Annotated in this window: 12 protein-coding genes and 1 pseudogene; 5 read left to right on the forward strand and 8 right to left on the reverse strand. The window is 61.2% G+C overall.

The features are described from left to right. Positions 1-185: 185 nt before the first annotated feature. The 4 genes and pseudogenes from QMG52_RS22050 to QMG52_RS20950 form a co-directional block, all read right to left on the reverse strand. The gene (locus QMG52_RS22050) at positions 186-305 is read right to left on the reverse strand and encodes a recombinase family protein (protein WP_349361781.1); all 120 of its coding nucleotides are present in this window, start codon (positions 303-305) and stop codon (positions 186-188) included. A 297-nt stretch (positions 306-602) separates the two neighbouring features. Beyond that, a complete protein-coding gene (locus QMG52_RS20940; RefSeq protein ID WP_283562342.1) occupies positions 603-1,229 on the reverse strand; it encodes a DNA-binding protein in 627 nt (208 codons plus the stop codon). 204 nt (positions 1,230-1,433) lie between these two features. Then, positions 1,434-1,656: pseudogene (locus QMG52_RS20945) on the reverse strand (VIT1/CCC1 transporter family protein); the annotation flags it as partial. Further along, entirely contained in the window at positions 1,653-2,183 is a 531-nt protein-coding gene (locus tag QMG52_RS20950; RefSeq protein ID WP_283562343.1) for a hypothetical protein, read from the reverse strand. The gene QMG52_RS20950 and the pseudogene QMG52_RS20945, both read right to left, overlap by 4 nt. A 113-nt stretch (positions 2,184-2,296) precedes the next feature. Here QMG52_RS20950 and QMG52_RS20955 point away from each other — a divergent pair, with 113 nt between their 5' ends. Further along, positions 2,297-2,665, forward strand: coding sequence for a hypothetical protein (locus tag QMG52_RS20955; RefSeq protein WP_283562344.1), 369 nt, complete (start codon positions 2,297-2,299; stop codon positions 2,663-2,665). Here QMG52_RS20955 and QMG52_RS20960 read toward each other — a convergent pair. Beyond that, positions 2,607-3,158 (reverse strand): hypothetical protein, encoded by a 552-nt coding sequence (locus tag QMG52_RS20960; protein WP_283562345.1) that lies wholly within the window; start codon positions 3,156-3,158, stop codon positions 2,607-2,609. The genes QMG52_RS20955 and QMG52_RS20960 overlap by 59 nt on opposite strands. A gap of 628 nt (positions 3,159-3,786) precedes the next feature. On the opposite strand from QMG52_RS20960, the gene QMG52_RS20965 reads away from it, so the two are divergent. From QMG52_RS20965 to QMG52_RS20975, 3 genes are all read left to right on the forward strand, one after another. Then, a complete protein-coding gene (locus tag QMG52_RS20965) occupies positions 3,787-4,404 on the forward strand; it encodes a recombinase family protein (RefSeq protein ID WP_283562346.1) in 618 nt (205 codons plus the stop codon). Positions 4,405-5,111: 707 nt separating this feature from the next. After that, the gene (locus QMG52_RS20970) at positions 5,112-5,831 is read left to right on the forward strand and encodes a FadR/GntR family transcriptional regulator (protein ID WP_283562347.1); all 720 of its coding nucleotides are present in this window, start codon (positions 5,112-5,114) and stop codon (positions 5,829-5,831) included. Next, complete coding sequence (locus QMG52_RS20975; RefSeq protein ID WP_283562348.1) at positions 5,828-6,550, forward strand: cache domain-containing protein; 723 nt, start codon at positions 5,828-5,830, stop codon at positions 6,548-6,550. Before QMG52_RS20970 ends, QMG52_RS20975 begins: the two co-directional genes overlap by 4 nt. 313 nt (positions 6,551-6,863) lie before the next feature. Here the strand turns inward: QMG52_RS20975 and QMG52_RS20980 are convergent, their stop codons facing one another. From QMG52_RS20980 to QMG52_RS20995, 3 genes are all read right to left on the reverse strand, one after another. Continuing rightward, positions 6,864-7,178: a hypothetical protein gene (locus QMG52_RS20980; RefSeq protein ID WP_283562349.1), complete on the reverse strand. Its 315-nt coding sequence runs from the start codon at positions 7,176-7,178 to the stop codon at positions 6,864-6,866. 322 nt (positions 7,179-7,500) lie between these two features. After that, on the reverse strand, positions 7,501-8,628 hold the full coding sequence (locus QMG52_RS20990; protein WP_502920589.1) for an ISAzo13 family transposase: 1,128 nt from the start codon (positions 8,626-8,628) through the stop codon (positions 7,501-7,503). Next, positions 8,625-8,999, reverse strand: coding sequence for an IS110 family transposase (locus QMG52_RS20995; RefSeq protein ID WP_283562350.1), 375 nt, complete (start codon positions 8,997-8,999; stop codon positions 8,625-8,627). The genes QMG52_RS20990 and QMG52_RS20995 overlap by 4 nt, the downstream gene beginning before the upstream one ends. A 691-nt stretch (positions 9,000-9,690) precedes the next feature. Between QMG52_RS20995 and QMG52_RS21000 the strand changes: the two genes are divergently transcribed. Continuing rightward, positions 9,691-9,933: alpha/beta fold hydrolase (locus QMG52_RS21000; protein WP_349361782.1), on the forward strand; the 243-nt coding region annotated here is incomplete at its 3' end.

Genomic DNA, 9,933 nt, shown 5'->3' on the forward strand with positions numbered 1-9,933 from the left:
TCATTATCGGAAAAGCCTGTGGTCAAACCCGGGTCTGCCACGCATCTGATACCTGTAAGCGATGTCATGAGAGATCCTGTAAGCGATGTTGTGAGTGATGCTGTAACCGATGTCCAGAGAGATCACAGTACCACCTACCCGGACTAGCCGTACCATCACGCCGTATTTGCCAGCTGGCCTTGGTCTCACTGGCCCCGTGGTCGCGGTAGATACGTTCGCAGCCTGCAGCCCGCAGCTTCCAGTTCCCTGATCTGCAGTTCGGTGTCCTGATCCGGGGTACTGACCCGGGCATAGCCAAGTGTCATTTTCAGGAGTGGTTTGCACGCGCGCCCGGGGAATCACGGGTTCTGCAGACGAGTGTGGATATGGATGTGTCCGAAGTGCCCTGCACGGAACTGCATTCCGCTGCATAGTCCTCTGCAACCAATCAACAACGACCACTGCGATGAAGACTCAGCGGACCACCCGCCAGGCTCTGGACCGTGTGAGGGATGCTGTCCATTGCGGGATGAAAAAAGTGGAGACTAAACAGGACAGGCCGGCAGTCCTGTTCTGTTTGTACGTCGACATGACCAGCCAGGCCCGCGAGAAGCTGCCATGGATTAGCCCTTCTTGGGCCCTCCGCCCTGTCGGGCAGGCTTCGCCTCTTGGGCCGGTTGTATGCGGGCGATGAGGGCTTCCTGCGTTTGTTGCAGGGTAGTGATGGTGGCGCGGGCTTCAGCGAGCTGGCTTTCTAGCTCGGCAATGTCCTCGGCGTGCTTGGAAGCGGCGAGGTTGAGTTGTTCGCATGCCTCGGTAGCGGAGCTCGCGTTGTCGCGGGCGCTCTGGTTGGCTTCCTCGATCCGGGTGTTCAGTTCGGTGATGGTTTCCTGGTGGGTGCGGGTAGCGGTGTCGAGGTCTGTGGCGAGTTCAGTGATTTCACGGTCCTTGAGGACCTTTTCCTCCCGCCAAGCGTTTTGGATGACGGCGTGCTCGGCCGTAGCGGCGCGGACTGCTTCTTCCCAGATGGTACCGGCCAGGCGCAGTGCCTGCTCGGTGATGGCCGGTGGGGTGGCTGCGATCTTGGAGCCGGCGCTGTCGCGTTCTGCGCGCCATTCCTTCAAATACCGGCCGGCGTCGGCGTTGGACACCCCGGCGGCTTCGCGCACCGTGGCGACGGTGGGGCTCGCCGTGGCGCTGATGTGCTCGGCGGCGGCGTAAACGCGACCCTTGACTGACTGTTCGGCCATGATGGCTCTCCCTAAGTAGTAATCTTAGTAATATTATTACGGTTACTACTTTTGCCATTCTACGCCGCCCTGATTCGCCCCCTCCGCCGCCCTCCGCCTGGCATCCGGGGCCACTGTCGTTGGCAACATCCTGGCAAGCGGCTTGGCACCCCTGCCGGCGGCCCGAGTGTCCCCATGCTTGGGTCGGCTTTACGCCGTCTCGGCGCCCATGGCCAAGGTGGGAACGCCTCCCCTGGATGCCGCCACGCCTGCCGTCAGGATCGGGCCCGAGCTCGTGCTCACCCCGGCGACACCGACCACAATTGCAGCAACGGAAACTATCGTCCTTGGCGCCCAAAATGCCTGCACGCAGCCAGTTAAGCCGTTGGGCTAGGTCTGGGCGGTGCGGCTCACCACCATGGATCCCAGCTTCCGGATGCGTGGTCATGTCCCACCCTGTGCACGCGCCCACGTCCGGTCTTGGATTTCCGGCAGGTCCCGCAAGTGCTCTCGTAATTGGCCACCATGCCGTGCTGGCACGTCGTGGCAATGCTCCATCAATTCCTGGCTCCCTTCGAAGCAGCCGCGCACCCGCTTGGGCGCCTCCATGGCAGAGGACAGCAGCTCTTCTGGTTCAGCACCACCATGTCGAACGACGCCGTCGGCGTGCCCGACCATTTTAGCCACGGATGCGGGCCCCGCTGGCCAGGGGAAGCCGGTGCAGGAGAGCAAGGAAGCCGACACAATGGTCCAGTGGCTGTCCCAGCCCGGGCGTCCGATGCCGATGAAGGCTGCACGGTTCCAGTGCCACAACTGTCCTTGTGCTGTAACGAGCAGGACAGAGAACAAGTGCAGGGGGTAGGCGAGAGCGGCGCGGCGGCGAACGCCGGCACTGGAGTGTTCTGCGGCGAAAGCTTGGGCTGCGACCCAGGCCAGGGACGGGGCATCGCGCAGCCGGGCTTTCACGATTCTCACAATTTCCTCCTGGCAGCTGGTCCCTGCTGCAGGGAAGTTGCGGGGTTGTTCTTCGTGCGGTGTCCTGTTCGGTGGCAAGTTTACGGAGCAAGAGGCGGGGCAAGAAATCCGGTGTGCGGGCAGGTAGGCGGGCGCGTGCACGGCGGGTGCGGATTGGTGCCCCGGGCGTGGCCCTGACACCGGCTACCGGGGTCGAGGCGGTGCGGGAGGTGGACCGGGTGCTGGGGATTACCGCAGCCCTGGACGCCAATATCGGGCCGGTGAAAAAACGCAACCGTGGCCTCTCCGGTGGGCAGCTGCTACTTTCGATGGCTTCGGCGCAGTTGGCCGGGGAGGACTTCCTAGTCGGCCTGGACCGGCGCCGGGCCGATACGGCCGGGCAGCACCTGGAACCGGGGTCGCTTCAGCTTCCCGGAGGTATTGCTATGAGGCAACAAGTGCGCCTGCTCCTTGCAGGACGTGGCCGCCGGCATGTTCGGTGAGTTTGGCGACGTTGGCCCAGGCCAAGTCCTGCAGCGTCCAGCCATGGCGGGCTGCCGCGAAGGCCAGGGTATGCAGAAGGGCAAGTACGTCCTGGAAGTCGGTGAAGTCGGTCAGGACCACGGTGCGCGGGGAACTCACCCAGGCTTCAATGGTGTTCAGCTCAACGTGCCCGGACGGGAGCAGGTCGGCGAGACTGCGGCCCCAGATCAGGCCGGCACAGCGTGTACCGTGCTCAATGATGGCACGGGTGATGTACCAGAGCGAATCTCCCATCTGCCGCTTCAGGTCGAACAGGCGTCCTTCGGTGAATACGCCGGCATCGTCGTGTTCGGCCGTTTGATAGACCTGGGAGACGGCGCCGATCATTTTTCCGTAGACTCCCAGGGTGACGTGGCGCCGTGCGCGGTGCGAGCCGGTACCGGCTTCCGGGTAGGTGGTGAACTGCCCGATGGCGTCCCGATAGTCTGCGAGGGTGTGGATATGTGCTGCCATGATCTTCTTTCAGTCAGGTCGGATTGCTGGGAAGCGGAAGATTAACTGCGGTGGTCAGGCTACGGGTGCCCCTCAACGGCCGTCTGGGGTTTCAGCATCACGGCGTGGTTCCCACGTCAAAGATCCTTTGGATTACTAAACTGTTCATGTTGGGTGCATATGACACTGCGCCGAAGATCACGCCAGAACCCCCGGTTGGGGCTCCGGGAAGGACTGCCTGCGAACCCGACATCCCCTAGTTCTAGAGGGCCAGCCGGGCTCTGCTCCGAGCCCTGCCGGTGTGATGCCAGACACATACGTTACTTCCGTATAGCAAAAATACGCCTAGGAATCCATTTAGTCGAGTCTTTTTAGGAATAAATGTTTTCCTACTGCAGTCAATCCCCTCGCAAGCAAGGCGGGCCTCAGGTGCAAGGCCGGTCCCTGGCCGTGAAACCACCACAGCAGGAGACTCCGGGGATACGTTCCCCCAGTGTGGGATACCACTGGAGTTTTCGTCACATAATAATGACGGCAGCCCCTTTGCATGGCTTACTATAAGTAACGGGTTAAGTGACAATTTCTGGATACGTGTCGTTTGTGGTTCCGGTTGTCACTTAAACGGCCGTATAAATAACAGGGGAAAATCATGCTGGTCGGGTACATGAGGGTCTCAAAGACTGACGGGTCCCAGACCACGGACCTGCAGCGCGACGCGCTGACAGCGGAGGGCGTTGGGCCGAAGCAGCTGTATGAGGACACGGCCTCCGGGAAGAAGGACGACCGCCCGGAACTCGCCGCGTGCTTGAAGGCGCTGCGCGACCACGAGGACACCCTGATGGTGTGGAAACTGGACCGGCTGGGTCGGAACCTGCACCACCTGGTCAATACCGTTCATGACCTGACCGAACGCGGCATCGGCATGAAGGTCCTCACCGGGCAGGGCGCAGCCATCGACACCACCACCGCGTCCGGGAAGCTGGTCTTCGGGATCTTCGCCGCCCTGGCCGAATTCGAACGCGAACTCATCTCCGAACGCACCCTCGCCGGCCTCGCCTCCGCCCGCGCCCGCGGACGGAAAGGCGGCCGGCCGTTCAAGATGACCCCCGCGAAGGTCCGCCTGGCCATGGCCTCCATGGGCAAGCCCGGGACCAAGGTCAGCGACCTCTGCCAGGAACTGGGCATCACCCGCCAGACCCTCTACCGCCACGTCTCCCCGACAGGGGAACTGCGCCCCGACGGGGCCAGGCTCCTGAACCCGAAATAGGATCCGTGCAGACGACTTCTGAAATTTGTGCAGACGACTTTGGAAAATGACATTTGGGGTACACCCCAACTTGGCAGCTCACGAGACCTTCAGGAGAACTGGGCCGTTAATGCTAGGCGCGTGAAATCCGCCAGGTCCGGTTGCGGGATCTGCGCCCGGAATCTCGCCGTCGGTTTTCGACAGTTGCCGACAGCCCGGGTGGGGCCTTATCACCCGCCGTCCCCTCACTTGATTCAGACGTCCGAGAACCTCAGGATGACTTTGCCGTTCGTGGCACAATCTTTGGCCGTCGACAACCGTCCAACACCTGTCCATGGGCAGGACATGCGTGACTGGTGGCTCGACTCCGAAAGACTGGTTCGCGAGGGTGGGATGACTTCATCCATTTCGTCATTGAAACGGAAAGCGCTGACGAGGCCGTTCTCCTGGCACAGGCTGATTGCCGGCCGGCAGGAGTCGGCCATGACGAGGGACCCTTCCTGTGTCACTGGATGGGGGGACCCTCCCTGTGTCACTGTCTTGAGGGCGGAAGCCGGTCGGGTTGAAAGCCGGGGGACTGAAGGATTTATTTGTATAGACTCTTAAGAAGAATCAAAGTCCTTTAAGTATTGTCAGGACTACTGAGAATTGACCCGACTCGCAACCCATTTTCGGAGCGCAGATTTTTGGCCTCGTCGACCCCATTCCAGTCGCAGATCTATCGGTCCTTGCCCGAAATTGAGAGGGCCGATGCGATTGTTGACAGAATTAGCACGGGCATCACCCTCGGGATGCTCAAAGTAGGGGAACGCCTGCCCCCCGAAGCGGTACTGTCGGAGATGTTTGGGGTGGGCGGCGCGACCCTTCGCGAAGCTTTGGGGGAACTGCGCGAGCGGGGAGTCGTCGAGACTCGCAGAGGCCGGAGCGGGGGAACCTTTGTCGTCAATCAGCCTCAACCTCAGACCGACACCATACGGGATTGGTTTCTCTCGACGTCTATTTCGGAAATACGCGACATCGGAGATGAACATTCGGCTATAGCGGCAACGACCGTGCGTCTGGCATGTGAGCGTGCGGAAGCACACGACTTCGACCGTCTTCAGGAACTTGCGCGAGCATTGGTTCTGGCCACGACCCCCGAGGAGCGTGCACCTGCTGACAGCCGCTTCCATATCGAATTGGCAGTGTCGGCGCAATCACCGAGGCTTACCGATGCCGAAATCCGGCTTCAGGAAGAAACAGTTCAACAGCTATGGACCCCCCTCGCTGTGGCATTTGACCCCGAATCGGCAACCGCTGAACACTTGGAGTTGGTCCGGGCAGTGTCCCAGGACCAACCCGAGAAGGCACAGAAACTGGTGCTTGAGCACATCAGGCGAAACCTCTTCCACCTCATTGACACGAAACTCACCCTCGGTTACGCCCAATCAATTCAGGATGGCCAATGAACCCCACCACGGAAGTCGTACATGCTGCCAATGCCCTCACTTCGTGGTTTAGCGGCGTCTCCACCGAGGTCAAGAAACTCTCCAGAAACGTTGCCACGCGGCTTGAAGGAAATCTCGTCGGCAAGTCCAAGGTCGATATGGCTGCACTGGTCGGTTTGGACGAATTGTCACGGGAGTTCCTGACGAGGAACACTTTTGCTGTCGGCGCCGGGGCCTTCTTCGCCGCGGAATCCGTTGAGGAGGGCAGCCGAGCTTTGGAATGGTGGTCCCGCAAGGAATCCGGTGCCATCGGCAGGCTCGATTTTGACCTGACTCCAGGTAGCCATCGGTATTACAACTACGAAAAGCTACCGTTCTTCTCGACCGCCGCTTCCACAGGTGAGCAGACCCTTTGGGGCCCGTATGTAGACTATCTCGGCTTCGAGGAATACATCCTTACGTTCGCGGCACCGGTTTCCGTTCATGGAAACTTTACGGGGGTGGCGGGATGCGACATTCGGATCAAGGACCTGGAACCCCTCATCATGCCAAAGCTGCGCGGCATCCCAGGCGATGCCGCCCTCGTCAACGCCAGCAACCGAGTCATTCTCGGCAACTCCGGGATGTACTTGGTTGGCGAGCGGATCAAATCCGGATCTCCGGACCAGCATCGAATGGCCCTGGATGTTCCCCACCTGGGGCTCTCATTGATCTACACCCCCCAGCCCCAGACCTCCTGAAGTAGGCAAGGGATCATTGTTGAAGTGTCCTGTCTCAGGACCTTGTTTACACCATGTCTCGGGACCTTGTTTACGGGGTCCTGATCATGGAGATTGTTCGTGGAACGGCTGATCCTTGATCTATCCGAGAAGTGCCATGACTGCAATCTGCCCCATGAACCCCTACAAGGTGCACCTGAGACACGCCAGGCCAGGAGACGGCTTACCGAGACCCGCCTATTGGCGGCACGGCGGGAGTGCAGCGTGTCTCCCGTCGGGGCCAGTTGGATGTCTTGAAAAACAGTTGTATTCCAAGACAGCAGTTCCCGATGTCTCACTCACGGTCGTCCATGGAACGGATGGGAACCGGGTGCCATTTTCCGAAGTCGCCGCGCAGGTCCTTGACCGGCGCAGTTATCGCCAGAGAACCTTGGTGTATGACAGTTCGAAGCATCGCCGCCGCGGCAGCCGCCTTGGCGGTGCTGAGCGGATGCGCCCCGCCGGCGGCGCCGACAACCGACCCCACGGCAACTCCGAAAATGACCGCGTCTTGAGTATCCCCTTCTTTCTCTACACGCACTGCGGCATCTACGTGACACAGGTGCAGTACACATTCTTTGTTGCCGACCAGCCGCTGGACGACGGTCATGGCAATCCCCCTGCAGGTTGGGCCAACCCTACCAGCCGGGCACCATCACCGTGGCAGGCTCCAAGGCCGTCTTCCGTGACGACACCGGCCACGTGGTGACCTTCCATGAACGCCCCGGCGCCACGCTCTTCCTGAGAACCTGCTCCTGAGGAGTAGCTCGACTCCGACCGCAAGCCGCCTCAAACGGCGCACCCCTCCGGCCATTTAGCACTGCGAGAACCACGCCAAATACCTCTGCGATTCACAAGGTTGAGGATTCAAGGGGCAGGCCTCGGGGTGTCTCGCTACTATGTATCGCAGGCAATCATCGGATTCATTGTCATCAACCAACCAGGCGGGCATGACCAAGCTGATCAGGTACGCGAGGGTTTCGACCCGGGTCCAGGATACGGACCCGGCAGGTCGCGGACTTGTTGGCGGCCGGGGTTCGCGGCGATGACCTGTACACGGACCATGGGGTTAGGCCTTGCAGTAAATGACACGCGGTTATGGTGTTGTCGGGGTTGAGGGTGTGGTTCCATTCGCCGTGGAATTCGTGGCGGTTGATGGGCAGGTCCGCCATCTCGGTGTCGCTGATTCTGATGCCCGCGGGGTAGGTATTGTCCTCGAGTTCGGCGTGGACCGTGAGCCGGTGCGGGTCGTGGTGGCGCTGATGAGGTCGATGATGACGTGGTGGCTGGTCAGGGGCCGGCCGCGCCGGTTCATGACAGATGCGGGAGAAGAGCCGGTGTTCGATCTTGTTCGACTTGCTTGTGCCCGGTGGCAGGTGTGCGGCCGTGATGGCCAGCCCGGTTTCGGCGGCAGGGCCGCGAGCTGGGTTTTCCAGGCACGGAGCCGGTAGCCGTTGGATCCGCCGCCCGTCGGCGCAGACCAGCAGGCGCCGGGCCGTGGGGTGGGAGTGTTGGCCGACCTGGTCGAACCAGCGGCGGATGGTTTCCACGGCGAACGCGGCGGTTTCGTGGTCGGTGCCGACCGAGACCCAGCCGTCATTGGCGGTGACGTTGTATATCCCGTAGGGGTTGGCTTTACCTAGGTCCGGGTCGGGGAAGTCGTGCACGCTGGTGCGCACCGGGTCCCCGGCGGGCCGCCAGGTCTTCCCGCGGTTGGTGAACTGGCCGACGAGTTCCTTTTTCTTCGTGTCGGCGCTGCTCACCGGCTGCCCGGCGTTGAGGTGTTCCGCGCTTTGGTCGTTGATGTAGGTGGATTGGGCATCACGGTCGGCGTGCACCGTTCCGTCAACCTGTTCCGCGGCCTCCAGGGGAGAGAGCAGCAGATTGTACTGGGTGTCCGTCAGTTGCTGCGGGTGGGTGATGGCCAGCTCCGCCAAGAGCAGGGCGGCGACCATGTAGTAGGTTCCCGCAATGCCGCCCATGCTCTCCACGACCATCGCCCTGATGCGGTTAGAGTCAACCAGATGGGCGCGGTCAACCAGCGCGAGCCGTGCGCTCATGTGTTCGACACGAAACTGGCCCGCAACAGGTTGTGGGCGGCGAGTTCCGCTAACCACGTCGCGTCGGAAACATCGGTTTTGCGTCCTGGGATATTGCGGGCCGCTTTCGCATTGACCAATTCCACGTTCAGCGACTCCGCCAGCAGGAAATAGAACGGTTTCCAGTAGTCGCCGGTGGCCTCCATCACGACCACCGTCACCGCAGCCGCCTCCAGATCACGGCGCAACCGTACGACCTCATTCGTCGTCGCTCCGTACGTGGTCACGGTCTTGCTGAATGTTCCAAGTCGCGCCCCTGGTATCCGGATACAGACCTTTGCGTCGCGTTTGGAGATATCCATTCCCGCAGCGCGTTCGTGCACGATGTCCATCATCGTCTCCTTCCCTTGATTCCGACGGCACCACCGGCTGGTGGTGCCGGGTGCCGCGGGAAGGGCGGGGAAAATGATTCAGGAATCTACTAAACGGGCTCATCACGCCTGATGACGCTGGGCATGCGGCACCAATCCACGGTTCCCGTGGAAGCCCTCCACACCACGCTCGTAAACAGGCTCAAAGCACTAAGACACACCGGCGTCGACCGCGGCACCACCATCATCCACCGCTGCCCAACCCAGCCACAAGCCCGTTTCCTCACACCACAACGCCGCGAAGCGGCTCCACCGCTCGTAACTAACGGTGGATACACCGATTCAACCCGAAAGTTTCGAGACATGGTTATGAGAATTGCCGGCCGCGGACGAACTCGCACGACTCCGCGAAAATTGGAGCACTGCCGCCGCAGCCGTCGCTCGAGCGGCGAGACGTCTCCCAACTCATGGGTTATGAGACATTTCTGCCGATTCTCTCGCTGGGCTTTGCCCAATTTTCTGACACCATGCTCCGGTGGTCTCAAGTGGCTAGTGCAACGTTGATGAGTTCGTTCAGTTGGGCAGAGGGGCCAGGGCATGTCTCCTAAATCGGGGGCCTACTGGCTGGAATGCTTCAAGATCGCAGGCACCTTGCAGGACCACGTCCTTTACCAGCACATCCTCTACTGAGCCTCAGCGTCTGGCATGAGCCTTGCCCACGGTCCACTTGCGCGGCTACCTTGAGGCTATGGAATCCGAGGTCCGGGATCTCAGGCTCCGGACAGGCATCACGGTGCCGTGTCTCGTCCAGGGCGACGCCGACGCGCCGCCAGTGCTGCTGCTGCATCCATGGGGCGAATCCCGCGGCTGCTTCGACCGCCTGGTACCGCTGCTAACTGGCTTCAGGGTCTACGCCCCCGACCTCCGCGGGCAGGGCGACGCGGACAAACCGGAG

Origin of the sequence: Paenarthrobacter sp. PH39-S1 (assembly GCF_030063245.1) — a bacterium.
In the GTDB taxonomy this organism is placed as follows: Bacteria; Actinomycetota; Actinomycetes; order Actinomycetales; family Micrococcaceae; genus Arthrobacter_M.